The organism is Alcaligenes sp. CHO6, assembly GCF_037120595.1.
Classification (GTDB): Bacteria; Pseudomonadota; Gammaproteobacteria; order Burkholderiales; family Burkholderiaceae_B; genus Alcaligenes; species Alcaligenes ammonioxydans.
This window is the reverse complement of record NZ_JBANCI010000001.1, coordinates 1,187,739-1,213,000: the sequence shown is the minus strand read 5'-3', so window position 1 is coordinate 1,213,000 and position 25,262 is coordinate 1,187,739. Positions and strand designations below refer to the sequence as shown.

At 57.0% G+C, this 25,262-nt stretch carries 22 protein-coding genes; 12 read left to right on the top strand and 10 right to left on the bottom strand.

Features of this window, described 5'->3' with window-relative positions:
• Window positions 1-8 precede the first annotated feature (8 nt).
• The 4 genes from pheT to V6936_RS05630 all read left to right on the top strand — a co-directional run bounded on the left by pheT (window position 9) and on the right by V6936_RS05630 (window position 4,108).
• Window positions 9-2,414 carry a phenylalanine--tRNA ligase subunit beta gene (gene pheT, locus V6936_RS05645; protein WP_003800361.1) on the top strand — a complete coding sequence of 802 codons (2,406 nt, stop codon included), beginning with the start codon at window positions 9-11 and terminating at the stop codon, window positions 2,412-2,414.
• Between the two features lie 9 nt (window positions 2,415-2,423).
• Window positions 2,424-2,747, top strand: a complete 324-nt coding sequence (locus tag V6936_RS05640; RefSeq protein ID WP_003800359.1) for an integration host factor subunit alpha — start codon at window positions 2,424-2,426, stop codon at window positions 2,745-2,747.
• A gap of 77 nt (window positions 2,748-2,824) precedes the next feature.
• Window positions 2,825-3,229: a MerR family transcriptional regulator gene (locus V6936_RS05635; RefSeq protein WP_003800357.1), complete on the top strand. Its 405-nt coding sequence runs from the start codon at window positions 2,825-2,827 to the stop codon at window positions 3,227-3,229.
• Between the two features lie 66 nt (window positions 3,230-3,295).
• Entirely contained in the window at window positions 3,296-4,108 is an 813-nt protein-coding gene (locus tag V6936_RS05630; RefSeq protein ID WP_003800356.1) for a ferritin-like domain-containing protein, read from the top strand.
• Here the strand turns inward: V6936_RS05630 and V6936_RS05625 are convergent.
• Window positions 4,083-5,762, bottom strand: a complete 1,680-nt coding sequence (locus V6936_RS05625) for an anti-sigma factor domain-containing protein (protein ID WP_336579556.1) — start codon at window positions 5,760-5,762, stop codon at window positions 4,083-4,085. The two genes, V6936_RS05630 and V6936_RS05625, sit on opposite strands and share 26 nt — an antisense overlap.
• 513 nt (window positions 5,763-6,275) lie before the next feature.
• Between V6936_RS05625 and V6936_RS05620 the strand changes: the two genes are divergently transcribed.
• Genes V6936_RS05620 through sufT form a run of 8 tightly spaced genes read left to right on the top strand, consistent with a single transcriptional unit; the run spans window position 6,276 to window position 14,427 of the window.
• Entirely contained in the window at window positions 6,276-8,057 is a 1,782-nt protein-coding gene (locus V6936_RS05620) for an ABCB family ABC transporter ATP-binding protein/permease (RefSeq protein ID WP_059317672.1), read from the top strand.
• A 60-nt stretch (window positions 8,058-8,117) separates the two neighbouring features.
• A complete protein-coding gene (locus tag V6936_RS05615) occupies window positions 8,118-8,612 on the top strand; it encodes an SUF system Fe-S cluster assembly regulator (protein WP_003800349.1) in 495 nt (164 codons plus the stop codon).
• A complete protein-coding gene (gene sufB, locus V6936_RS05610; protein WP_003800345.1) occupies window positions 8,609-10,057 on the top strand; it encodes a Fe-S cluster assembly protein SufB in 1,449 nt (482 codons plus the stop codon). The genes V6936_RS05615 and sufB overlap by 4 nt, the downstream gene beginning before the upstream one ends.
• A 13-nt stretch (window positions 10,058-10,070) precedes the next feature.
• On the top strand, window positions 10,071-10,850 hold the full coding sequence (sufC, locus tag V6936_RS05605) for a Fe-S cluster assembly ATPase SufC (protein WP_003800343.1): 780 nt from the start codon (window positions 10,071-10,073) through the stop codon (window positions 10,848-10,850).
• Entirely contained in the window at window positions 10,847-12,154 is a 1,308-nt protein-coding gene (gene sufD, locus V6936_RS05600; protein ID WP_059317671.1) for a Fe-S cluster assembly protein SufD, read from the top strand. The genes sufC and sufD overlap by 4 nt, the downstream gene beginning before the upstream one ends.
• Complete coding sequence (locus tag V6936_RS05595; RefSeq protein WP_003800337.1) at window positions 12,151-13,398, top strand: cysteine desulfurase; 1,248 nt, start codon at window positions 12,151-12,153, stop codon at window positions 13,396-13,398. The genes sufD and V6936_RS05595 overlap by 4 nt, the downstream gene beginning before the upstream one ends.
• Window positions 13,399-13,851, top strand: coding sequence for a Fe-S cluster assembly sulfur transfer protein SufU (sufU, locus tag V6936_RS05590; RefSeq protein ID WP_003800334.1), 453 nt, complete (start codon window positions 13,399-13,401; stop codon window positions 13,849-13,851).
• A 15-nt stretch (window positions 13,852-13,866) separates the two neighbouring features.
• Entirely contained in the window at window positions 13,867-14,427 is a 561-nt protein-coding gene (gene sufT, locus V6936_RS05585; RefSeq protein WP_059317670.1) for a putative Fe-S cluster assembly protein SufT, read from the top strand.
• 17 nt (window positions 14,428-14,444) lie between these two features.
• Here sufT and V6936_RS05580 read toward each other — a convergent pair whose 3' ends face one another.
• The 9 genes from V6936_RS05580 to pgaA form a co-directional block, all read right to left on the bottom strand.
• Window positions 14,445-15,209, bottom strand: a complete 765-nt coding sequence (locus V6936_RS05580; RefSeq protein WP_059317669.1) for a response regulator transcription factor — start codon at window positions 15,207-15,209, stop codon at window positions 14,445-14,447.
• Between the two features lie 388 nt (window positions 15,210-15,597).
• Complete coding sequence (locus V6936_RS05575; protein WP_131071688.1) at window positions 15,598-16,707, bottom strand: curlin-associated protein; 1,110 nt, start codon at window positions 16,705-16,707, stop codon at window positions 15,598-15,600.
• Between the two features lie 89 nt (window positions 16,708-16,796).
• Window positions 16,797-17,765, bottom strand: a complete 969-nt coding sequence (locus tag V6936_RS05570; protein WP_059317667.1) for a CsgG/HfaB family protein — start codon at window positions 17,763-17,765, stop codon at window positions 16,797-16,799.
• Window positions 17,762-18,196 carry a curli assembly protein CsgF gene (locus V6936_RS05565; protein ID WP_003800325.1) on the bottom strand — a complete coding sequence of 145 codons (435 nt, stop codon included), beginning with the start codon at window positions 18,194-18,196 and terminating at the stop codon, window positions 17,762-17,764. Before V6936_RS05565 ends, V6936_RS05570 begins: the two co-directional genes overlap by 4 nt.
• A gap of 15 nt (window positions 18,197-18,211) precedes the next feature.
• Window positions 18,212-18,697, bottom strand: coding sequence for a curli production assembly/transport protein CsgE (locus V6936_RS05560; protein ID WP_059317666.1), 486 nt, complete (start codon window positions 18,695-18,697; stop codon window positions 18,212-18,214).
• Between the two features lie 136 nt (window positions 18,698-18,833).
• Window positions 18,834-19,367 (bottom strand): poly-beta-1,6-N-acetyl-D-glucosamine biosynthesis protein PgaD, encoded by a 534-nt coding sequence (pgaD, locus tag V6936_RS05555; RefSeq protein ID WP_059317665.1) that lies wholly within the window; start codon window positions 19,365-19,367, stop codon window positions 18,834-18,836.
• Window positions 19,364-20,692 carry a poly-beta-1,6-N-acetyl-D-glucosamine synthase gene (pgaC, locus tag V6936_RS05550; RefSeq protein WP_336579552.1) on the bottom strand — a complete coding sequence of 443 codons (1,329 nt, stop codon included), beginning with the start codon at window positions 20,690-20,692 and terminating at the stop codon, window positions 19,364-19,366. The genes pgaD and pgaC overlap by 4 nt, the downstream gene beginning before the upstream one ends.
• Window positions 20,685-22,706 (bottom strand): poly-beta-1,6-N-acetyl-D-glucosamine N-deacetylase PgaB, encoded by a 2,022-nt coding sequence (gene pgaB, locus V6936_RS05545; RefSeq protein ID WP_336579551.1) that lies wholly within the window; start codon window positions 22,704-22,706, stop codon window positions 20,685-20,687. Before pgaB ends, pgaC begins: the two co-directional genes overlap by 8 nt.
• A 12-nt stretch (window positions 22,707-22,718) precedes the next feature.
• Window positions 22,719-25,133: a poly-beta-1,6 N-acetyl-D-glucosamine export porin PgaA gene (pgaA, locus tag V6936_RS05540; protein ID WP_336579550.1), complete on the bottom strand. Its 2,415-nt coding sequence runs from the start codon at window positions 25,131-25,133 to the stop codon at window positions 22,719-22,721.
• Between the last annotated feature and the right edge of the window lie 129 nt (window positions 25,134-25,262).

The window sequence follows — 25,262 nt, the reverse complement described above, 5'->3', positions numbered from 1 at the left end:
TTTGCATCATGTTATTTTCCGAATCGTGGCTGCGCCGCTTTGTGAATCCCAAACTGGGAACTGAAGAACTGGGTCATCAACTGACGATGGCTGGCCTGGAGGTTGAAGAAATTCAAGCCGCCGCGCCAGCGTTCGAGAATGTTGTCGTTGGCTTTATTGCCGAGATTGCCCCTCATCCCGACGCTGACCGCCTGCGCGTGTGCCAGGTCGATGACGGCTCGGGCAAGCTGCTGCAGATTGTGTGCGGTGCCCCCAATGCGGCTCAAGGCATCAAGATCCCGGTCGCTCGTGTTGGCGCAACGCTGCCTGGTGGCATGAAAATTGGCCCGGTCAAAATGCGTGGTGTGGAATCCGCCGGCATGTTGTGCTCGGGTCGCGAGCTGGGTCTGTCGCAAGATCACGATGGTTTGCTGGTACTGGATACGGACGCACCCGTGGGGCAAAGCCTGCGTGAGCTGCTGGATCTGGACGACCAGATTATCGAATTGAAATTGACGCCTAACCGTGCGGACTGCCTGTCCGTACTGGGCGTGGCGCGTGAAGTGGCCGCTCTGACGGGCGAACCATTGACACTGCCCGACTTCACTCCTGTTCCTGTCACGATTGAAGATCGCGTTTCCGTTACCGTGAAAGACGCTGATCTGTGTGGCCGTTTTGCCGGTCGTGTGATTCGTGGCGTCAATGCGCGTGCGAAAACCCCGGACTGGATGAAAACCCGTCTGGAGCGTAGTGGCCAGCGTTCGATCTCTGCTTTGGTGGACATCTCCAATTACGTCATGCTGGAGCTGGGCCGTCCTACGCACGTGTTCGATTTGCAGCACGTACAGTCTGGCCTGGAAGTGCGTTGGGCACGTAAAGGCGAACAACTGGGGCTGCTGAGCGGTTTGAACGTCGAGCTGGATACCGATGTTGGCGTGATCGCGGTTAACGATGTAGTGCAAAGCATGGCCGGTATCATGGGCGGCGAACAAAGTGCCGTCACGCTGGACACGACAGATGTGTATCTGGAAGGGGCTTTCTGGTGGCCGGAAGCCATCATGGGCCGTGCCCGTCGCTATAAATTTTCATCGGACGCCAGCCATCGTTTTGAGCGGGGCGTGGACTTTGATTCCATTACCCAGCATCTGGAGCGCACCACCGCCTTGATACTGGAAATTTGTGGTGGTCAGGCTGGCCCCCTGGATGACCAGATTGTGGCCCTGCCGGAGCGCAAGCCTGTCGCCATGCGTCTGGAGCGCTGTCGTCGTGTGCTGGGCATCGCTTTGGAGCAGGATCAGGTCGAGAGCATCTTTACCCGCCTGGGCCTGAGCTTTTCGGTCGTCGACGGTGTGTTTACCGTCACGCCGCCCAGCTACCGTTTCGACTTGACGATCGAAGAGGATCTGATCGAGGAAGTCGCTCGTATTTATGGCTTTGAAAATATCCCTGATCTTCCTCCAGTCGCCGCAGCCCACATGCGCGTTCCTGAGGAAGCCCTGCGCGGTCCGCATGCCTTGCGTGCTGTCATGGCGGGGCAGGACTACCAGGAAGTCATCAATTTTTCCTTTGTGCAAGAGTCCTGGGAAAAAGGGATCAACGGGCAGGCTGACCCGATTCGCTTGCTCAATCCGATTGCCAGTCAGTTGGCTGTCATGCGCACCAGTTTGATCCCTGGTTTGTTGGCCAATATCGAACACAATGCCAACCGCCGGCAGTCTCGTGTGCGGGTTTTTGAATTTGGTCGTGTTTTCCTGCGGGATGCTTCGCAAGAAAATGGCGCATTGACAGTGGCCGGCATCCATCAGCCGAACCGCATTGCGGCGGCGGCCTGGGGTTCTGTCGTGAGTGAGCAATGGGGCCAAGCCGACCGCCCTGTGGATTTCTTTGATGTCAAACGGGACCTGGAGACCTTGCTGGGTCAACGGGCTGCTCACGTACGGTTTGAACCTGAAGTTCATCCGGCCTTGCATCCTGGTCGTAGCGCCAGTGTGAAGCTGGAGGGTAAAACCATAGGCTGGATTGGTGAAGTCCATCCCCAGTGGTTGGGTGAGTTTGGTCTGAACCAGGCCCCGGTGGTTTTTGAGGTGGATGTCGAGGCGATTTCGCGTGACGACGTGGTGCATGCCCAGGAGATCTCCAAGCAGCCCGTGGTGCAGCGTGATCTGGCAGTTTGGGTCAATAAAGACGTATCCTATCAAGCGGTGCTGGATACGCTCAATCAAGTGCGCCGCAGCGTAGCATCCGCGGCAATTGTCAAAGACATTCAGTTGTTTGACGTCTGGCGTGACAAGAACGATGCGTCGGAAAAGAGTCTGGCCATTCGTTTCTGGCTGCAGGACAGCGCAAGCACGCTGGATGATGAGCGTGTCGAGCAATGCCTGGAAGCATTGCTGGCGGCACTGGTATCCGCGCATGGTGCACGGGCACGGGCATAAGGAGACACAATGAACGTAGAGCGTACTTTGACCAAAGCGGACCTGGCAGAACTCTTGTTTGAACGTGTTGGTTTGAATAAGCGGGAAGCCAAAGATATCGTGGATACCTTCTTTGCTGAGATCCGCGATTCCCTGGCCGACGGTGTAGAGGTCAAGTTGTCCGGTTTCGGTAATTTTCAGGTGCGGGATAAACCCCCGCGTCCTGGTCGCAACCCCAAGACGGGTGAGGTCATTCCTATTTCGGCGCGCCGGGTGGTGACTTTTCATGCCAGTCAAAAGCTCAAGAGTGTCGTTGAAGGCGCACCGGTGGCGCCCGAGGATGAGCGGGACTAAATCCTGGTACGTTTGCGTACAGTTTTGCCTGACTGAACGTGTAAAATCATTCCTATTGTCGATGAGCATCAGTGGCCATGAGCACAAACGAAAAAACGGCGACCTTGCCTCCTATCCCTGCCAAGCGTTATTTCACCATCGGTGAAGTCAGCGAGCTTTGTCTGGTCAAGCCCCATGTCTTGCGTTACTGGGAGCAGGAATTTACACAGCTAAAGCCTGTCAAGCGACGTGGTAACCGACGTTATTACCAGCACCATGAAGTGCTGTTGATTCGCCGGATTCGCGGCTTGCTGTACGACGAGGGCTTTACCATCAGCGGCGCACGCAATCGTCTGGGCGATGGTCCGGATATGCCGTTTGACCAGGAAGCGGCGGTACGTCTGACCGGTCAGGAGATGCAAGCCCTGCGCACCAATCTGGGACAGATCCAGGCGATGCTGGATCAGGCCCTGGCCATGACAGACCCGGGCTCTGCCCAGTAATTCCGGATTGTCGGTGGGAAGGAAGGTCGGCCTGGGTGCCGGCCTTTTTTCATGGAAGGATGAACAGTGAATCTACGTCGTCGAGCTCTACAAGCCCTGGTGGTGCAAGAACCGGCTGCCAAGCTGGCTGCCGTTCGAGCCATTCCCCCTGGTTTGCCTGTTGGGGCGCATGAGCATCTGGATGAGCCACCTGGTGTGCCCGGAAGGCCGCCCGGCTTACGTTTTGTCAGTCCTCAACAGGTGCCCAGGCGCTCAGTACACACCCTTCAGGGGCGTGCGGCCTTATTGCACTCCCTGGCGCATATTGAATTCAATGCCATTAACCTGGCTTTGGACGTGTTATGGCGTTACCCCGGCTTGCCAGATTCGTTTTACGCGGGCTGGTTGCAAGTTGCGGTGGAAGAGGCTTTGCACTTTGAGTTGTTAAACGATCATTTGCAAACCTTGGGGGTCCGCTACGGCGATTTGCCTGTCCATGATGGCCTGTGGGAGATGGCAGAGCGAACCCGCTTCGATTTGCTGGCACGGCTGGCCTTGGTGCCTCGAACTCTGGAGGCGCGCGGTCTGGACGCGTGTCCGGTGGTCCACAGCAAGCTGCTGGAGGCCGGCGACCAGAAGGCCGCGTCCATTATTGCCATCATCTTGCGTGATGAGGTGGGGCATGTGGCCTTGGGGAACTACTGGTATCGCAAAGTCTGCCAGGAGCAGGGTTTATCTGATTTCGATACCTATGGTGTACTGGCGCAGCATTACCGCGCCCCGCGCCTGCGGGGGCCGTTCAATCGTAAAGCCCGCCTGGAGGCGGGCTTTACGGCAGCGGAGATTGATGAGCTGGAACGCCTGGATACGGCGTTCAGGAGCGCGTTGCCGACGAGCTAGCCTCCTTGTTGCTGATAGGCAGATTGTCCAATTGTCCAAAACTGACAATGCGGCCTATATAAAGGATGGGGCCTTCCGGCGCGCCGCTATTGGAGCCTCCCTCGGCTTCCAGCGTCATTTCAAAAATCTGTTCGTCTTCGACCGTGCCGATCAAGGCAGCGGGGACGGTGATGGGACGATTGGGGTCGATCAAACCCAGGGAGCGGATTTGTGTCCCACGGGGCGTGTGAGTCCATAACTGCACGGATTGGGTGGCTTTAACTTCGGTATTGACCTTGGGCACCAGCAGGACATTTCCTTGCGGGTCCACTGTCGCAATCCAGGCAGGCGTCGAGGATTGGCCGGGAGCTTGTAGGATCGCTGCCTGACGTGGCTTCATTTCAATGACATTGACCGGTGGTTCCGAATTCATGTTCATGAACAGGGCAATGGCCAAACCTAGTATTACGACAACGGCCAAACCACCGAGCAGCAGGGGCAAGGGCATTGCAAAGCCACGCGCTTTTTTTCCTTCCTCTGCGGCCTCGGGTGCCGGTTTTTTCTCGCTGGTCAGGCTGGGGGGCACTTCGCTGTTGGCAGGTTTTTTCTTGTCCCCTTTTCTGGGCGGCGCGACAGGGGGCAAGTCGGGCGTGGGAATCATCGATTTGGCTGCAGGGTCAGCGTCGGCGCGCAACAAAGTGGGAAAGGGAGGAGCATGCTCCTCGGCCTTGTCAGTGGCGCTTGTGCTGTCTGCGGACCAGCGTGGTTCATTACGAATGGCTGGCTTGGCGGTGCCGTCAATCGCATCGCTGGTCTTGATGCTGGGTTCCTGACATTCTGTTTTAGCTGCCGCGATCGCCCCTGCGCCGCCACCTGGCGACGCAGGAACTTCCTTCTCGGGGCTAATCGGGCTGCCTGCCTGACGGCGTGCGGCAGGCGGCGGCAACCCTAAGGTATGGTGGATGTGCGCCAGACTGGTGGGGGCTGGGACGGTAGGGGTCAGACAATCCACCAGCTCCAGCCAGGCCTGCTCCCAGGCCAATGCCAGACGAGCGGCCTGATCATTTTGCTGCATCAGCGTGTGCGCCTGCGCCAATTCATGCTGACTAAGCAAGCCCAATGTGTATTCGCCAATCATGACGGCATGGCGCGGGTCGTTGGCATTGCCTTCATTGATTAAAGGGGTAAGCTGTTGCAGACCATGCTGTACCACGGCGCGCAACTGAGCGGGGGATCGATTCAGTTGAGGGCCTAATTGCTCATAGCTGTTGCCATGCAAATAGGCATGAATCATGGCGCGTTGACTGGTACCGTCCAGTTTCCCCAGGGCGGGAATGAATCGTTGTCCTGACTGAGGCTTAATGGCGGGCAAAGCGTAACTGCTATCCCCACTTTGCGTACGCTGGCGTAAACGGGCCAGCAATCTGAAACGCAGAATGCTATAAATCCAGGCACGGCCCTCACCCAGATCGGGGTCGTAGCCTGCGGCATTTTTCCACAACAGGACAAAGCTGTCGCGCAGAACCTCTTCAGCATCAATGCGGCGACCCAAAACGGCCTGGCCCAAAGCCAGCATCAAGGGTGCTTCCTGGTCGTACAGCACATCCAGCGCCTGGCTGTCCTGTGCGGCTAACTGATCCAGGGAAGAAGAATACGAGAAAGAAGAAGACGGCATGGATGACTTTTGCACGGTAAAGGAATTTATAAGCCAGTTGCCCGTGTCTCAGGCGCCATTCTGATCGGATGGGTACCCGTTTCGGACAAGCAGGTATTGTATGCCTTTCGCAGAAGGCCGGAAGGTAACAAAGTGCTGGATTGCCAGCATTTTCATTGCAATGGCAGAGATGTCGGGAATGGGGAGCCAATCCTGTGCATTCGTTCCACCGGGCTGCTGGATGCACAGCACTTTTTGGAGCAATGTGGCTTGAAACAAGCACGCCGGCGTTAGGGTCTTGGTGTAGGAGTCAGGTGCCGGGAGCTATACTTGATGATTGCCTGACGCCTGCTCATCTGGCAGGAAAAGTAGGCGGCTAATCGTTTTGTTGTATTCGTATCAAGGACAGCTCAGGAGTCTGGCTGTGTGTGGACTGGGCATGCTGCCAGTTTGACCTTGATTTCAGCTTTGTGCTGCAACCTCTTTTGAACCTGTCCGCTGTTCTTTGGCCTTTTGCTATTGAACGCGACTCTATTGCGTGTGCCTCCTCGTCCTGAAGTGCTTGATGGTGTCTCCGGTGGTTTGAGCACCCTGAAATCTCTATTTCCTTACGTTTGGCGTTTCAAAACCCGCGTGGTTGTGGCCTTGGCCTGCCTGATTCTGGCGAAAGTGGCCACCGTCCTGATGCCCATCTACTTAAAGCAGGTCATCGATGCTTTGAGTCTGCCGGCTACGGCGCTGATGCTGCCTGTGGCGGCGCTGCTCGGATATGGGGCGGTGCGGCTGGCCTCCAGTGCCTTGGGGGAAATCCGCGATGCCCTGTTTGCACGGGTAACGCAAGGCGCAGTTCGCCTGATTGCCAATAATGTCTTTCGGCATCTGCTGGATCTGTCACTGCGTTTTCATACCGAGCGCCAGACGGGTGGGTTAAGCCGGGATATTGAGCGGGGCACCAAGGGCGTCAGCTTTTTGCTCAATTTTCTGGTTTTCAATATTTTGCCCACCCTGCTGGAAATCGCCCTGGTGTGCGGCATTTTGCTCTGGCGCTATGACTGGACCTTTGCGGCCGTCACCTTGGGAACCATTGCGACTTATATTGTCTTTACCCTGCTGGTCACGGAGCGGCGCATGCGTTATCGGCGCACCATGAATGATCTGGACAGCCGTGCCAACTCCCGTGCCATTGATGCTTTGCTCAACTATGAAACCGTGAAGTATTTTGGCAACGAGGAGTATGAAATCAATCGTTATGACCAGAATATGGGTCAGTGGGTGCAGGCTGCCGTCCGTAATCAGGTATCGCTGAACCTGCTCAATATCGGGCAAGCCTCTATCATCAGTATTGGCGTTACCGCTTTGTTGTTCATGTCTGCGCAAGGGGTGTTGGCCGGATCCATGACGGTAGGGGATGTGGTGTTGGTCTCGGCCTTTCTGACTCAGCTGTACGCACCGCTGAATTTTCTGGGATTTGTATATCGCGAGATCAAGAACTCCCTGGCGGACATGGAGCGTTTGTTCTCCCTGCTGCGCCGCAAGCAGGAGGTGACGGACGCACCCAATGCCCAAGAGTTGTCCTGTACACAGGCCAGTGTGCGTTTTGAGAACGTCAGTTTTGCCTACGATAAGCGTCGCACGGTTATCCAGAACCTGAGTTTCGAGATTCCGGCAGGCAAGACGGTGGCCGTGGTGGGGGCTTCAGGGGCGGGCAAGTCCACCTTGTCGCGTCTGTTGTTTCGTTTTTACGATGTGACAGCCGGGCGGATTCTGTTTAATGACCGCGCGCTAAACGAGTGGACACAGGAGAGTCTGCGTCGCCATATTGGTATCGTTCCGCAAGACACGGTGCTGTTTAACGATACGATTTTGCACAATATTGCGTATGGTCGTCCCGATGCCAGCAAGGAGCAGATTGTTGCCGCTGCCCGTGCTGCCAGTATTCATGACTTTATTCAAAGCCTGCCGGATGGCTACGAGACCGTGGTGGGCGAGCGTGGACTGAAGTTGTCCGGGGGTGAGAAACAGCGCGTGGCGATTGCTCGTACCTTGCTGAAAAACCCGCCGGTGCTGATCCTGGATGAAGCGACCAGTGCGCTGGATACGCGTACGGAGCGGGCCATTCAGGCCGAACTCAATGAGATCGCCCGTGACCGTACCACCTTGATCATTGCCCACCGCCTGTCCACGATTACGGACGCAGATCTGATCCTGGTTCTGGAGCGTGGCCAGATCGTGGAGCAGGGCACGCACAACGAACTTTTAGCCCTGGATGGCGCCTATGCCCGTATGTGGAATATCCAGCAAAGTCTGCAGGGATAATTTGACCATATAGTACCAAAGCGGTACTATATGGTTCTACGACCTGTTCAGAGAGAAGGAATGCTGCGAATCAGTAAAATCATTGATTACGGCACTTTGGTGCTGACACACATGGCTGGCGATCCAGACCGTGTGTTCAGTGCGTCTGACTTGGCCGCCATCCTGGGTTTGGGCCAACCAACTGTCAGCAAGGTGCTTAAACTGCTGGGCCAGCATGAACTGGTAATCAGTAGTCGAGGCGCACGCGGAGGGTATGTGTTGGGCCGCCCCGCCAAACAGATAAGTGTAGCGCAGATTATTGATGCACTGGAAGATCAGCCCTTTGGCTTGACTGAATGTGTTGCCACTCCTGGAGCCTGTTCCGTGGAGTCAGACTGCCACATACGCAGTAACTGGCAGCGTATCAACGATATTGTCCGGCGTACCTTGGAAGAGGTCAGTGTTGCAGACATGATACGCGTGCCCGTTAACGAGTTTCCCCTGACACACAAGCCGGGTCCCGAATTGAAAAACAGAAACAAGGCGAACACCTCCAACGTGGAGTTAACCGAATGAGTACCGTCAACGAACATCTGGACACCTTCCTCGATCGTGATTACGAGGCAGGCTTTGTCACCGACATCGAGTCTGAAACCATACCGAAAGGTTTGAACGAAGACGTCATCCGTTTCCTGTCCGCGAAAAAACGCGAACCGGAGTTCATGCTGGAATGGCGCCTGGCTGCTTACCGCCAGTGGCTGACCATGAAGTACCCCAAGTGGTCGATTGTGGAGTACCCGCCAATCGACTTTCAGGACATCAGTTACTACTCCGCGCCCAAAAGCAAGGCCGATGGTCCCAAGAGCCTGGATGAGGTCGATCCGGAACTGTTGCGCACCTATGAAAAACTGGGTGTGCCCCTGCACGAACGCGCACGTCTGGCCGGTGTGGCCGTTGACGCCGTGTTTGACTCGGTCTCGGTGGCCACCACCTTCCGCAAGGAACTGGAAGAAGTGGGCGTGATCTTCTGTTCCTTTTCCGAAGCGGTACGTGAATATCCGGAACTGGTCAAAAAGTACCTGGGCACGGTGGTCCCTCCCAGCGACAACTTCTATGCCGCACTGAACTCGGCTGTGTTCTCTGATGGTTCCTTTGTGTACATCCCCAAAGGGGTGCGCTGCCCCATGGAGCTTTCCACTTATTTCCGTATCAATGCCCGCGACACCGGCCAGTTCGAGCGCACCTTGATCATTGCGGAAGAGGGCGCGTCGGTCAGTTACCTGGAAGGCTGTACGGCGCCGATGCGCGATGAAAACCAATTGCACGCTGCGGTCGTGGAGCTGGTCGCGTTGGACGACGCCAAGATCAAGTACTCGACCGTGCAAAACTGGTACCCCGGTGACAAGGACGGCGTAGGCGGTATTTACAACTTCGTCACCAAGCGTGGCGAATGCCGTGGCGCACGTTCGCACATCTCCTGGACGCAGGTTGAAACCGGCTCGGCCATTACCTGGAAATACCCCAGCGTGGTGCTGCGTGGCGATGACTCCCAAGGGGAGTTCTACTCGGTCGCCCTGAGCAATCACCGTCAGCAAGCGGACACCGGCACCAAGATGATCCATATGGGGCGCAATACCCGCAGCACGATTATCTCCAAGGGGATTTCGGCCGGCCAGGGCATCAATACCTATCGTGGTTTGGTGCGGATTACTCCCAAGGCAGAGAACGCCCGCAATTACACTCAGTGTGATTCGCTGCTGATTGGCAAGCGCTGCGCTGCGCATACCTTCCCGACAATGGAAGTGCAGAATCCCAGTGCCAGTGTGGAACACGAGGCGACGGCTTCGCGTATTGGAGAGGATCAGCTCTTTTATGCCATGCAGCGCGGCCTGACAGCCGAAGACGCCGTCTCCATGATCGTGAACGGCTTTTGTAAAGAAGTGATTAAAGAATTGCCCATGGAGTTTGCGGTCGAAGCACAGAATTTGCTCGGCGTCAGCTTGGAAGGCAGTGTAGGTTAAGGAGAATAATGAAATGCTGACGATTAAAGATTTGCGCGCTTCGGTTGAAGATAAACCTATCCTTAAAGGCCTGAACCTGGAAATCAAACCCGGTGAAGTTCACGCCATCATGGGTCCGAACGGCTCGGGCAAGAGCACCTTGTCCCAGGTTCTGGCGGGTCGTGAAGACTACACCGTGGAAGGTGGTTCGGTTGATTGGCTGGGTCAAGACCTGCTGGAAATGAAGATTGAAGACCGCGCCCGTTCCGGTCTGTTCCTGGCATTCCAGTACCCCATCGAAATTCCCGGTGTGTCCAACGCCTATTTCCTGCGTGCTTCGGTGAACGCCGTGCGTCGTCATCAGGGTCTGCCTGAGCTGGACGCCATGGACTTCCTCAAGCGCGTGAAAGAGGAAATGAAGATTGTAGGTATGCGTGAAGAGTTTCTGTACCGCTCGGTGAACGAAGGCTTTTCCGGCGGCGAAAAGAAACGCAATGAAGTTCTGCAAATGAGTCTGCTGGAGCCCAAGCTGGCCATTCTGGACGAAACCGACTCCGGTCTGGATATTGACGCTTTGCGCGTGGTGGCTGACGGCGTGAACCGTCTGCGTTCCCCCGAGCGTTCCTTGCTGGTGATCACTCACTACCAACGTCTGCTGGATTACATCGTGCCTGACTTTGTGCACGTTTTGGCCGGTGGCAAGATCATTCGTTCCGGTGGCCGTGAGTTGGCCCTAGAACTGGAAGAGCGTGGCTACGGCTGGGTGCTGGAACAAGCAGAGGCCGAACAGAAAGCCAAGGGAGCTGCGGTATGAGTCTGCCGGATTGGGTCAACAGCTTTGCCGCTCAGGCTGCACAAGCACCTGGAGCCGGTCTGCCATGGCTAAGCGCTGTGCGTCAGCGTGCGCTGGAGCGTTTCGAACAAGAAGGCTGGCCAACCACACGCATTGAAGCCTGGCATCACACCTCCTTGGCTTTGCTGGAACAACAAAGCTTCGCACCACGCAAATCAGCGTCGGCAGCGGAGCTGGTGGCGTCGGTGCGCCAACAAGAGGACGGGTACTTCCTGGTCTTTGTGGATGGTCACTACGATGCGGCGCTGTCGCACCTGGATGAATTGCCCGCTGGTGTGCGTTTGGCGTCGCTCAGCGCCTGTCTGGAGCGCGATGCAGACTGGTTGCAGCAGGCTTACGGTGATGAGTCCCAGGGCGCTTCGACCGCAGCCTTGAACCTGGCCTTGGCTCAGGATGGTGCCGCCTTGCATATCGCCGCTGGCAAGCACCTGGAGCAACCGGTCCATTTGGTTTTTGTTCGCACCCAAGGGGGCAGCGCCAGCTTTACGCGTAACCTGATCTCTCTGGAGTCGGGTGCCAGTGCAACGGTGGTTGAGCACTACGTAGGTCAGGACGGCATGGATGCGTCCTTGAGCAGCGTCGTGACTCGTCTGAACGTGGCTCCAGATGCCAATCTGACGCACATGAAGTTGCAGCAGGAAGCGCTGCAAGACTTTCACCTGGCGGCCATCGATGTGCAGCAAGGTCGCGGCTCGGTATTCAATTCGCACTCGCTGTCCTTCGGTGCCCGTATTGCCCGTAACGATATTGCTACCGTTTTCAACGGCGAGCGTTGCGAAACCTTGTTTAACGGCTTGTACTTTGTGGATGGTCGTCGTCATGTCGACCACAACACACTGATTGACCATGCCCAGCCCAACTGCCAAAGTCGTGAGTTCTACCGCGGTATTCTGGCAGACACCGCCCGCGGTGTGTTCAGTGGTCGTGTGCTGGTGGGCAAGGGTGCCGATGGTACGGATTCGGTACAGCGTTCGGACAGCTTGCTCTTGTCCAAGATGGCGCGGGCAGATTCCCGCCCCGAGCTGGAAATCTACGCTGACGACGTCAAGTGTGCTCACGGGGCCACGGTGGGCCAACTGGATGCCGATAGCCTGTTCTATCTGCGCTCGCGAGGCATGAGCATGGAAGATGCCCGCAATATGCTGATTTATGCATTTGCCGCCCAGTCCTTGGAGCGCATTGCGTCTGAAAGCCTGCGTAGCCGTGCCACTGTCGGTATTAATGCGTTGTTGCCGGGCGGGCTCGCCCTTGGAGATCTTGCATGAATGCGCCCATGCCCGTAACTGCTGCTGGTTTGCTGAATCACCGCGAGGATTTTCCCATCCTAGCCCGCCCGATCCGGGGGCAACGCTTGTCCTATCTGGATAACGGTGCGACGACGCAAAAGCCGCGTTCGGTCATTGAGGCCGAGGCGCGATTCTATGAGCAGTCCAATGCGAATATCCATCGGGGTGTGCATTGGCTGTCTCAACATGCTACTGAGCTGTACGATCAGGCCAGAAGTACAGTGCGGGCATTTCTGAATGCCGCCCGTGATGAAGAGATTGTATTTACGCGTGGCACCACGGAATCCATTAATCTGGTCGCCTACAGCTGGGGCATGGATAACTTGAAGGCAGGCGACGAGATCTTGCTGACAGGTCTGGAGCATCACTCCAACATCGTGCCCTGGCAGCTGGTTGCCCAGCGTACCGGCGCCATCATCCGCGTGGTGCCCGTGCTGGACAACGGTGAATTGGATCAGGAAGCATTCCAGCAACTGCTCAATGAGAAAACCCGCCTGCTGGCCGTGGTCCATGTCTCCAATGCGCTGGGGACGATTAACCCCATTGCTGAAATGACGCGTCAGGCCCATGCGGTCGGCGCCAAGGTGCTGGTGGATGGTGCCCAGTCCGTCCCCCACGGTGTGGTGGACGTGCAAGCCCTGGATGCCGATTTTTATACATTTTCGGCTCACAAGCTTTACGGGCCAACCGGCATGGGCGCCTTGTATGTGCGCTACGACATTTTGGACAGCATGTCACCCTGGATGGGTGGCGGTGACATGATCACCACTGTCAGCTTTGAAAAAAGCAATTACGCGCCCGTGCCGCAGCGTTTTGAAGCGGGGACGCCCAATATCGCTGGTGCCATTACCATGGCTGCCGCCATCGATTATTTGATGCGTATTGGCATGCAGCGTATTGCCGACCACGAAGCACTGCTGCTGGATTACGCCACCGAAGCCTTGCTGGCCATGCCTGGCATTCGCATTATCGGGACGGCGGAACACAAGGCTGGGATTGTGTCTTTCCTGGTTGACGGTATTCATCCGCACGACCTGGGTACTATCCTGGATATGGATGGGGTAGCAGTGCGTGCCGGTCACCACTGTGCCATGCCTTTGATGACGCGGTTTGGCATCCCGGGTACGGCGCGTGCTTCTTTTGCCCTGTACAACGATTACGCTGATATTGATGCTTTGCTGGGCAGCCTGCGCAAAGCGCAAAAACTATTTGGAGTTGGCTAAATGAGCCAGGATTTCAACGGGCTGCGCGAGCTTTACCAAGAGGTCATTTTCGACCACAACCGTAGCCCGCGTAACTTTGAAGTAATAGAAAATGCCAGCCATTTCGCCAATGGCCACAACCCTTTGTGTGGGGATCAGCTGGCGGTGTATGCCGTTGTCGAAGACGGCATTGTGCAGAAAGTCAGCTTTGTGGGTCATGGCTGTGCCATTTCCAAGGCGTCGGCGTCCTTGATGACCGAAGCTGTTAAAGGTCTGACTCTGGCTGAGTTTGAGTCGCTCTTTCAAGATATGCATGCCATGCTGACAGAGGCTCATCCAGATCGGGACCTGGGCAAGCTGGAAGTGTTATCGGGTGTGCGTGAATTTCCTGCACGGGTTAAATGTGCCACGTTGGCCTGGCATACCCTGCACAACGCCATCAATCAGGCCAAAGAAACCGCGCAAACGGAATAAAGGCGCAAGCAAGCCATGAGTTACTTTGAACGACATGATGTGCTGGTCAGTCGGGACTGCCCGGCAGTGAGCATTCCTTACGGCGCTCCCGTCACCATCGAGGCGGGGTGTACGGCGACGATTACCCAGAAACTGGGTGGTAGTTATACCGTCATGGTGGAAGGCAATCTTTACCGGATTGAGGGCGTCGATGCCGATGCCTTGGGTTTTGAGTCTCAGGACAAGCCTGAGGTCTTTGTCCCTGAACTGCCGCTGAGTGAAAAAACCATTGAAGATGCCGCCTGGATTGTACTGTCCAGTGTGTACGATCCCGAGATTCCGGTTGATATCGTCAATCTGGGACTGGTGTATGCCTGTCACGTGACTAAGACGGGGCCCGAAACCTTTTCCATTACGATGGAAATGACGTTGACAGCCCCCGGCTGCGGAATGGGGACCATGATTGCGGACGAGGCTCGCTACAAGCTGGAAACGATTCAGGGTGTCGAGAAGGCCGTGGTTGATCTTGTCTGGGACCCGCCGTGGAGTCGTGAGCGAATGAGCGAATCCGCCCGTTTGCAACTGGGTATGTTGTAATTTTGAAAAGCCTGCGATCAGCAGGCTTTTTCCATGTGGGAGCTGGGCATCCCGAGCCTGGCCCCTTTGGAAACCGCGCGATAGACAGCCTCGTTGCGATTATGTACGTTCATTCGTATATAAAGGGTTTCGGCATGCGCCTTGGCCGTGGCCGACGAAATATTCAACTGCCGGGCCACGCCCTTGATGGTCATGCCACGAGCCAATAGCACAAGCACCTCGTACTGGCGAGGCGTCAGACCCAGTAGCCGTGCTTCGTCAAGAGGGTCGATTTCTCGATTGACGGGTGGCCAGCGTTCAGGTTCGTAGGACGTAATCAGCCTGTCGGGCTCCGCTTTAGAAGGCAATGGGCTCGAAGGCTGGTTTGTAGGCGTGGCCATTGAGGTCGGTTGACGCTGGGGCGCAGGCGATGGAAAACAGGAACCGCCTGCCAATACCAGATTGATGGTAGCCGCCATCAATTCCGGCGTGGCGGTCTTGAGTAAATGCCCCATGACGCCGGCAGGCATGTCCTGAATTGCCGGTAAGGCGTAGTGGGATTCGGCCATCAAGAGTACGGCGCTAGGCTGCAGACTGCGGCGTACATCAGCTAGCAGCTTCATACAGGCCTCGGCGGAAGGTACCGACAATAGCAGCAACTCACAACGTCGTGTTTGCAGACCTGTCTCCATTGACTCGTAGTCCATGCTGAGCAGTTCCGCGCTGGGCAGAGTGTCTGCCAGCAGTCGTATGATACCTAACCTGAATAAGGTGTGTGGTTCCACGACGATAATTGTTGTCATTTTGTATCTCCCTCACTGCGTATATAGGCTCTATGTCATTGTGTTGAATAAGCCTTTTGTTGGGTTGCGTGTGTCATTTTCTTTGGTAGTTATGTGTGTTTTCGTTTCTCTATACCCGTTGTGCGGCCTAATTATCCGGCGGCGAGTCGCACTCAGGGCTGACGAATTATTTGAAATTGTTAAAAATGTTTTGTATTTGTCAAAATTTGATGTTTTAAATGTCAGTTTGTGCCGAAAAGCGCGGATTGGCTATTTGAATAGCCTTATAAATTCGGGTTACTCCTACGCTCCATAACCCTTAAATCCCTTACGTATCAATGATTTGAGGGTTGTCAGCGGCGCCTACTATATAACATATTGCCGCTGACAGGTGGCTTACATTAGCCGGTTAATGCTGGTTGACATACGCATTGTTGAAATTACCCGTCTGGGTGACGGTGCTGTTATGGTTTAGGCCGCTTTGCACCACTTGGGCGCGGTTGGCCCAACCGTTCTGCGTTACCGACGAATCCAGGTTGAAACCGACCTGGGTAACCACGGCCGTGTTGTAGCCGCCGCCCTGACTGATGTAGGAGTCGTTGCCGATACCCGCTTGGGAGTTGTAGGCGTCATTGCCCAGGCCACTTTGGATGATGTTGCTGTCGTTGCTGTAGCCGGTCTGTTCAGTAACAGCTTTGTTATGCGAGCCGCTCTGGATAATACTGGCATGCAGGCGATCCGAATTGCCCCTCCACGTCCCGGTTTGGCTGATGGTGGCATCATTCTTGTGGCCGCCACCCTGGACGATAGAGGCGTTCGAGTTGGAGACATTCCACTGATCGATCACGCCGTTGTCGTACTTGCCGCTATCGGTGATGCTGGCCGTCGAGCCCGTGCTTTTATATTGATTGATGTATGCATCCCCTTTGTATCCCGACTGGGTAATGAAGGCGTTGACATTGCTGCTGTTGTTTTGCTCGATGACCGAGTCGTTGCGCTCGCCGCTGTCGTTGATGACAGCCAGTGCGTCACGGGTTCGGTATTGATTGACATAGGCATCGCCCATTTGCCCCGTTTGGTTTACCCAGGCTTGGTCACCGGCGCTGCGGACTTGTTCCACAACCGCCTTATTGTCCGAGCGCAATTGCTTGATGCCGATTTGCGACCCATTGGCCTCCCATTGGCTGGCGAAAGCGTCGTTGCGATTGCGCGATTGAGTGATGGTGATCGTGGAGTTGCCGCCGCTGCGGCTTTGTTCCACCACGGCCTTGTTGTCGTTGCCGTTGATGACCTTCACGGTAGTGCGAACCGTACCGTTGTCCCACTGATTGATGTAGTCGTCGTTGCGGTCTCCCTTCACGTCGATGCTCGCGTTGGCGTTGGTGTTGTGGTTTTGAAGAACTACACCTTTATTAAAGCTGCCGGTCTGCGTCACGGTGGCGTTGTCAGCCAGCGCCAGTGTGGGCAGGGCCAGCGCGGTGCCCAGGGCAATAGCCAATGTGGACAGTTTGCCGTTCATATACTTCTCCTCAGTGCATGTCGAAGACCGTTGTCAGGAAAGAGAGCGGTGGCCGGTCTTCTCGGAACCACCGCGCTGTCTGCTCGTGTTCAACTGCCGGAGACGGGGGCGGTCTGCACCTCATCACTTGTGGCAGCATTGGCTTGCGCGGCTTGAGGATCGACCACAGCGGCCTGGGTGCGCAGGTTGCGGTAAGTTTCGTTTTGCTTCATGTAGTTCTGCACGATGGGGTTGTTACGGTCAGCCTCGTTTTGCAGGCGCCATTGACCTTCCCTCATGCCTTGCACGATCAGATGCACAACCGCCGATTCAATTGCCTCTTTGACCGATAGCTGAGCCGGTTCGTTGTTGGTCACCCCTGCCTCGATTTCCAGCAGGTCTTTGAAGTTCACGAACTTGTAGACGCTAGGGCGGATTTCGTAGGAAAAGATGGTCTTGGTGGTGGACACGCTTTGCAAAATGTTGCCGGTGCGTACATCAATGGCGCGTAGGTTGACTGTGACTTGGTCGACCCGATACTGGGTAGACAGGCCTACGCCTAGAAAGCGTGCGCCCGCGCCGCCGGTGCGCACATTGCTTTCATAGGAGATGATGCCTCCGTCCATCATGATTTCGGCCGGGGCCAGCGGGGGGATATTAATGGCGGTGCGTTGGCCGTTTTCTTGCGATCCGTCCAGGGCGCGCACGATGCGCCGCTCGGTCAGCAGTTCCTGTAAGCTTTCGCGCTCGACCGGAGTGAACCAACGCGAATCACGCAAGGCTTTGACCAGTAGGGCGGCGGCTCCCTGGGTGACTGAGGTGGAAAAGGAGCTGTCCGGATTGGGCTTGTATTGGCCAGTCTGGTCACGAAACCCATAGACGGCCACGGTCAGGCGCTGCGCGGGCGCTGGCAGCTCCAGCAGATCGTGCGTGGCTGGCGAGGCGGGCGTCAGGTAGGCGGAACTTTTGACGTCGGCGGGGGTGGAGGGCAGGGCACAGGCCGCCAGGGCCGAGGCCATGGCCAGCACGCCGAGCAGGCGCGCTGGGCGGGCGTTCAGGATGGTCAACGGGCTCATCATGGCTGCATCACCCGGAAAGTAGTGGAAGCGCCGGTGATCCGGTCCGTGGTGGTGATCGTCAGTGCTCCGCCGCCGACATCAACGACGCTGACCGTAAAGCTGCCGGTCTCGAAGGTGCCCGGTACAAATTTTCCATTGCTGTCCACAAACTGTGAGGATGCGGCCGAGGCCAGACGGCTGAGTACCGAGCGCTCCAACTGATCGTTGAAGTCCTGGAAGGGGGTGCGCTGCTCAAAGGTCGAACTCAGGTCTTCGGCTGCTGGGTCCGTGTGCTTGTTGGTGACCTGGGCCGAGTTCAGTAGCCACTGCCCATTGAGCGGGCTGCCGCCGAAATTCGGATTGACAGGGGTATAGATCAGTTCGGTCGCATGGACGGGGGCAAATAGCGAACCGGCCAGCAGAGCGGAGGCAAGGGGCAGGAAAGTCTTCACGTTATGTCTCTCTTATTAAAGTTCGTCCGGTGCAAGGTCCGGGTTGTTGGTCAGTACGCGTTCGATTTCGCTTTTATTGACGTTTTCCAGAACCAGATCTACGGCTCGCTCACTGGTCTTTTTTGTGCCGGAGCGCGCCGGTGCGAGAAAAGCGTGATACATGCGCTGGCGGCGGTATTCGACCCAGATTTCGCTACCCCAGCGGGCCGACGGTCGTTCCACCACCGTCAGGGTGAAAGGACTGGCACCGCTGAGCTCGCGCCAGCGATTGCTGAAGTAGCGGTAAAAGTCGTGCCCTTGCACCGTTACGGTGCGGTTGATGACGATGCCCGAGAGCGGATCGTCAAACAGGTTCTTGCGTACCACTTCAGCCTGCTGGATGGCTTCCATGAAGTTGGCCGGTTTGGGCTTGCCGGTGCCTTTGCCGGGTTGTGCTTCGCTGCTGCCCATAACACACAGCATTGCCAGCAGCACGGCCCCTTGTTGGTATGGTTTTGTCATTGCAGCACCTCTTGTTCCCTCGCCTTACGGCTTGATACATCGGCGTTACTGACTATGGTAGAGATGGTCACCTGCATTTACATGAGCCGCATTCCCTAGGCTGTTTACCCTTGCGCAGGGTTGTCTGGCATCGGTACTACTGATTCGGCGTAGGCTGTTTGGAGTAAGCGCGAGGATGAAAGATCAGCGGTGCCAGCGGTTTTTCGTCGCGGGTGCCGGTGGCCTGCTGCATGGGCAGCGGATGGGCTGCCTCCACATGCTGTACCGCGCCGTCCTGGGCGTTGTAGAGGACGACGATGCGGCTGTGGCGCACGGTATCGATCTGCTCGGGGTCAAAGTGCGGCAAGGGAGGCTGCTTGGCGCGATGCGAGCGGCTGCGGTGACGGTACAGGGCCTGACGAAGGCGGCGCTGCTGGCGCTGATGCCGCCGCCAGCGTGACCAGGCCAGCAGCAGCAAACCGTTGGTCAGTAAAACCGCCCCGTAGAATAGAAAGGTGGCCAGGGTCGGGAAGATCGGGTCCAGCTGTTTGTAGCCGGCTTTGTCCATGGAGTGATTGATCAATAGGAGCAAGCCTTTGGCGATCAGGTAACTGAAGGCGAACCAGCCGGCGATGGTCAGCAGACGGTCTATCCAGCGAGTGATGGGATGGCGTTGGGTCGTAATGATCATGACAGCTCCTTGATGCCCCGGTCAGGGCTGCTCCAGCGGGCGCGTTTGCGACGCAGGCGTAGCATGACCATGGGAAAACTCCACAGTGTGGTTAAGAAATTGATCAGCCAGTACACAAATGGGTACCAGATGATCCAGAACATGGTCAGGGGCAGATCGGGCTCGTAACGGCGGTCGATCCAGATGCTGATGGCAAATTGCAGCAGGCACATGCCGGCCAGTACCATACCCGTGAACGAGGGCGGGAAAAGGCCGTCGATCTGGGTTGCAGCGGGCAAGGGGAGCATGAGCCCAAGCAACCAGACCAGCATCGCCACGCCCAGGGCGAAACTCCATAAAGTCGAGCACAGGTATTCCAGACTGAGCGGCCACATGCCGCGATTTTCCCAGCGCAGCACCTGCGGGGTGTATTTCAGGAAAGTTTCCGCACCGCCCTGAGCCCAGCGCAAACGTTGCTTGAACAGGCCCTTCAGTGTTTCGGGCATCAGTACCCAGCACAGTGCGCGTGGCTCATAGAACACCTGCCAGCCGGCCAACTGCAACTTCCAGGTCACATCGATGTCTTCGGTGATCATGTCCAGACTCCAGTAGTCCACTTCCTCCAGGGCCTGGCGACGAAAGCCTGCGATCACCCCAGAAATCGTGAAGATCTTTCCGTAAACGCGCTGCGTGCGTTTGATCAGCCCGATGATCGAGGAGAATTCGCCTACCTGGATGCGGCCAATCAGGGTAGAGCGCGTGCGGATGCGCGGATTGCCGGTAGTGGCACCGACCTGCGGGTGGCGCAGCATGGGGGCGACCAGGTAATTGACGCCTTCCGGGTCCAGGTAGGCATCCCCATCTATACATACGAAGTAATCGCCGCTGGCGCTCATGGCGCCCATGCGCAGGGCCAGGGCCTTGCCTTGGTTCTGGGCCAGGTGAACAACGCGTAGCTTGTCGTGCTCCTCGCTCAGTGCGTTGAGCACTTGGGCGGTCTGGTCGCTAGAGCCGTCGTTGATGGCGATGACTTCGATGTTGGGATAGACCTGGTTCAGCGCGGACAGAATGGTATGGCGGGCGTTGGCCTGTTCGTTAAAGCAGGGGATCAGGATGCTAATCAGCGGCATACCTTCCAGTGCGGGTGGGGCGTGTGGTTTATAGGTCCAGCGGCGTTCGTGCTGGAACCAGAAGATCAAGCCACCGCCTATCCATATGCCCGACATGAACAGCGGGTACATGAAGATGAAGTAGAGCAGCAGGTGGCTCGTCAGGGCGACGGTGATTCCCAGAGGGATACCGACGATCAGGCACAGGGCCAATAGGGCGATCAGTCGTTCAATCATTTTTTGTTGGATACCAGTCAATCGTGATTTCCGGACGAATCACGTTCATCTTGGGCTGATTGTTGACAAAGTCGTCTGGGTAATAGCCGACATGTCGCGCCCCTCTTGCTGTCAGTGCATTGAGCCAGCCGGCCACCAGGCGGGAGTCCAGAGGACGGGGTGGCTGATCTTGGCCGGGCCAATCTACGGATTGCACTTCAAACACGGTGCGGCGCAAGCCCTCTGGGTGGCTGGCTACCTGATCGACCAGCTCGTTTAGCCAGGACACGGCATGCTGATCGTGGATGCCTTCCATGCGGGGCATGGCCATCACGGCAGTCCAGTCGTAGGCTTGCAGAAAATCGTTCAGGTTCTGTGCGAACCACTGTTCGCTGTGAGGTTGCAGAACCGGCAGGGCGTACATATTGCGGGCCGTACTGATCTGTGGGCCGCGCTGTTTGCGCACCCGATCAGCCAGTTCCTGGGTCAGGTCGATCAGGGTTTGGGATTTAAAGCGCGTCCAGCGCTCAAACTGCTCGGGATTGGCGCGTATCACTCCTATGTCCCTGCCAAAACCAGCTTTTTCGTAGGCGTCCAGGGCGACGGGTGAGGCATCTTCAAAGTCGGTCAGTGTGGCATCGTCATGGAATACGACGCCAAAGAAGATAGCGCTGCGTCCCAGGTCTTCATACAGATCGCCCATGATCTGGTGAGTGCGCGGGTCAAAGGGGGACAGGCGGCGGTAGCCTTGTGCGGGCAGGGAAGGCGGGCTGCCGTCGGCACGCCATTGCAGTACGTGTTGCGCCGGCTCGACCGTCTCGATGGCCAGCACGGGCATCCATGCAAAGACATTGACATGGGCGCGCGAACTTAATTGCCAGGCCGCACGGTTGAACAGGTCGGCGCGCATGGGCAGGTGGCGGTTGGGGAAGTAAACCGCGCGCACCAGGCCATCGCCTGTGGGGTCGGCGAAGGCTTGCAGATAGACACTGCGTGGTTTCAGGTCTGCTATACGTTGCACCAGGGCGCTCAAGTTGCGTTCCATCTGCGCCGGATCGGGGTCATACACATAATCCAGATCCACATGGACGACGCGTTCGGCCTGACGGTCTTCACGGGCAGTGATAAAGCCTGCAAAGGTGCTGATGTCCGGGTCGTTATCCACTAGATAGCGCGGCATATTCATCAGGTCGTGGACGTTGGCCACGCCGTCGGTCAGCGTCAGGGCCATCTGATAGCCTTCTTGCTCCAGAATTTGCAGGCCCAGACCACTGATCCGGCCGTAGGGCCAGACCCAGACGCGCGGCGTCTTGCCAGCGTGCTGTTTGACCCGGGCGCTGATAGCCCGCACGTCCTCGCGAAAGCGGGCGGTGTACTCGGCATCGGTCTCGTAGCGTTTCTGATCGGTCAGATAGCGATGCGCGGCAGCCACCGGCTGAACATTGCCTTGTGGGTTGGCGATGGCACCGTAATGCATGTTTTGGGTGTGCGCGCCGATTTCTACTAAACCGGAGTTGGCCATTTCGTTGACCTGCGCCCAGTGCAAAAAGCGCGAGCGTTCGGTGGAAAGTCCGCCGAAGTCCACTTTTTCGTTGTCGGGGGTGTCCAACCATTTGCCGACCGGGGCCAGCAGCGCAGGCCAGTGATAGGCTTTGAGCAGCGGGAACACGCGGGTATAGAAGCTTTGGTAACCGTCGTCAAACGACAGCAGCACCGCCTTTTCAGGAAGAGGCTCCACACCGAGGCGAGCGCGCATAATTTGCTCCACGCTGACCGGCACATAGTCGTTCTCCTGTAACCAGGAAAACTGCTGTCGAAGGTGCTCGGTGCTCACGCTTAGATAAGCCTGATTGGGGTCGCGGTCTTCTACATCGTGATAGGCGATGATGAGCAGTTCATCGTTGCGCCAGGGCTGTTCCTGTTGTTCAAGGCGACGCTGCTCGGGCGGCACATACAGGGCAGGCGGGCTAGTGCTGCAGGCGGATAAAAGGGCGCTGAAGGCTACTATCAGAAGGGGCAGGATTCGTGTGCTCATTGTCGTGGCCGCTTAGAATTTGATCTTGAGTTCAACCATGCCGCTGTACTGCTGTTCCCGCTGGCCGTCATAGGGGCGGGACAGGGCCTGCAGGCGCAGGCCGACTTCCAGATCGCGGTCGCGCTGGTAGTTCAGTTCGTAGGCGACGGAACCTACGGCGCCACTGCCATAGCCGCTTTGGTGATGTAGGCCCACACCCAGTGTCAGGGCCTGGGTCAGGCGCTCGTCGTAGTGTTGGTAAATCAGGTGCTCCAGACGTAGGGCAGGCACAGCCATATATTCGCGCCGTGGGCTGTAGTAGGGTCTGTCTTCGTCTTTGTTGGCGGAAGCCCATAGTTCCAGCTGGGCGTCGGCCTTGAGGCGCGGGCGGGTGTAGATGCGTTGGTTACCGGTGATCTGCAGGCTCTGACGTACGTTGTCGTCAGAGAATTTAGTCCCGGTGTAGGCGGCTTGCACCCACTGTTCGGGGCCGTTTTGCCAGCGCAGCCGTACTTGTCCCTGGTTGGCCGTGATGCCTGCGTCCAGAGCGCGATTCGGAATATCCAGGGTACGGTAATCCAGGGTGCCGCCGATGCTCCAGTGATCATTCAGCTCGTGATCGACCTGCAGGCTGGCCCCCATTTTGTTGCCCTGGCCCGCGTTCTGGTTGTTGATCATTAATTGCGACTGCCAGTCGCGGCCGCGGTACTCCAGACCGGCTCCCTGCCAGAACACGTTGTGGCCAAGCTCGTCGTTGGTATCCAGATGCCCGGCCAGGGCGGTGACGCGCCAGTTGTAGTCGATGGGGGCGCTGTACCATTGCGCCTCAGTGCGTATGCCGTCATTGCCCGAGACATCGCCCCCGTTGCTCTTTTCAAAACCGCTGCGCAAAATCAGTTCGTTCTTGCGGTAGGTTTGCCAGTCTTTGTCCAGTTCGGTGACCCGCATATTGGTGGGGTAGTGCGCTTTTGCATACGCTAATAGTTCTTCGGCCTGGCGGTATTCGTGCAGGTCCATGGCGGTCTGGGCCTGGCTGATGATGACGTCTTCTTGACGCGGAGCGTAGGTTTCGGCGATCTTCAGATTGCGTTCCGCCGCCCTTGGCATGTTCGATATGCGCTGAACGTCGGCTAGCGGCACGCGCAGGTTGACGTTACTCGGTGCCTTCGCACTGGCCTGGGCCAGATTTTCGCGTGCGTCCTTGAGCAAACCCGTATAGGTATAGAGCGAGTTTTTTAAAATCAAGGTGTCGGTATAGCCCGGATTGGGCTGGGCGATGGGATTGCCGCGTAACCAGCGAGTGGCGGGCATGTCTTTTTCCATGCGCTCGGCCAGTGCCAGTGCCTGGTCTTCGCGGCCAGATTCCAGCAAGGAAAAGGCTAATCCGGTTTGATAGCGTGTGCGTGTTTTTTCGTCAAGCGAGGGTTCGGCCAACGCCCGTTCGTAGCTGGACACAGCTTGTTCGGGGTGGCGGGCGCGCAGTTGCAGAGCTCCTAGCGAGGCGTAAGCATAGCTCGGATATTGGGCCGCCCGTTCGGGGGCAATGTCCACTGTCGAGGGGGCGTCTTCGCGTGCGTCCACAGCAATCAGGCGGTCGCCACGAATGCGGCGTGCGAAAGCGGGATTGCCCAGAAAGCTGCCGCTGTCAGCCAGCCTGTCTTGCAACGCGATGGCTCGGTTGGCAATCACAAAGCGTTCGGTCAGTGTGCGTGTGGGCTGGGGCGATAGCCGGGTCAATTCAGCAGCATAGTCGGCCTGACTGTCAGCCATGTCTGCGTTCGAGAAGATGCCGGGATGCTGTGTTTGCCATTCCATCGCCTGACGATGTAGGCCGGCGGCATGCAGGGACTGGTCATAATCCCGGATGACATCGATTTTGTCGGGCTGGACAGCCAGGGCATCCTGGCTGACGCGCAGGGCGTCGTAGTTCTGGCCGGCAGCGCGGTAGATGTAGCTGCGGGTCAGCAGGTAATTGGTATTTTCACGTGTGGCCGGCCTCAGTTGCTGGGTGCAGCTCAAGGCCTGGGCAGTCAGGCCGGCATCGGCCAGGCTCATACACAGGCCCATGGTGAAGGCCGTTTGCTGTGGAAAGCGCCGCACTCCTTCCCGATACAGGGTTTGGGCGGGAGCCCATTGGCGCGTATCTTTGTGGGCGCGCGCGACCAACAGCAGGACATCGGCCGGCAAAAGCTGCTTGGTCGGCCAGTTTTCGTACAGACGGATGACCTCTTGCGGCTGACCTGCCCAGGCATGAATGCGCATCAGATCAAGCTGGGCACGCATCTCTTGCGGATGTTGTTGCTGGTACTGCTGCAAGCCGACGATGGCAGATTGATATTGGCCTTGGCGTGCCTGTTTGATCCAGTCCTCATAGGAGGCGGCATGCAGGCTATTGTTACACGCGGTCAGGACGAGCAGGGTTAAGGAATCCAGCCCACACCGGCGCAAAAACGAAGTTTTGGCTGGAAAGAGGCCGACGTTTTGCAGAGCACGTCTTTTTAGTGAACGCCTGGACACTTCTCTTCCCCTTGTTATTTGTATATACTTCGGCCCACTGTTCGTTATTGAGCGGTCAGA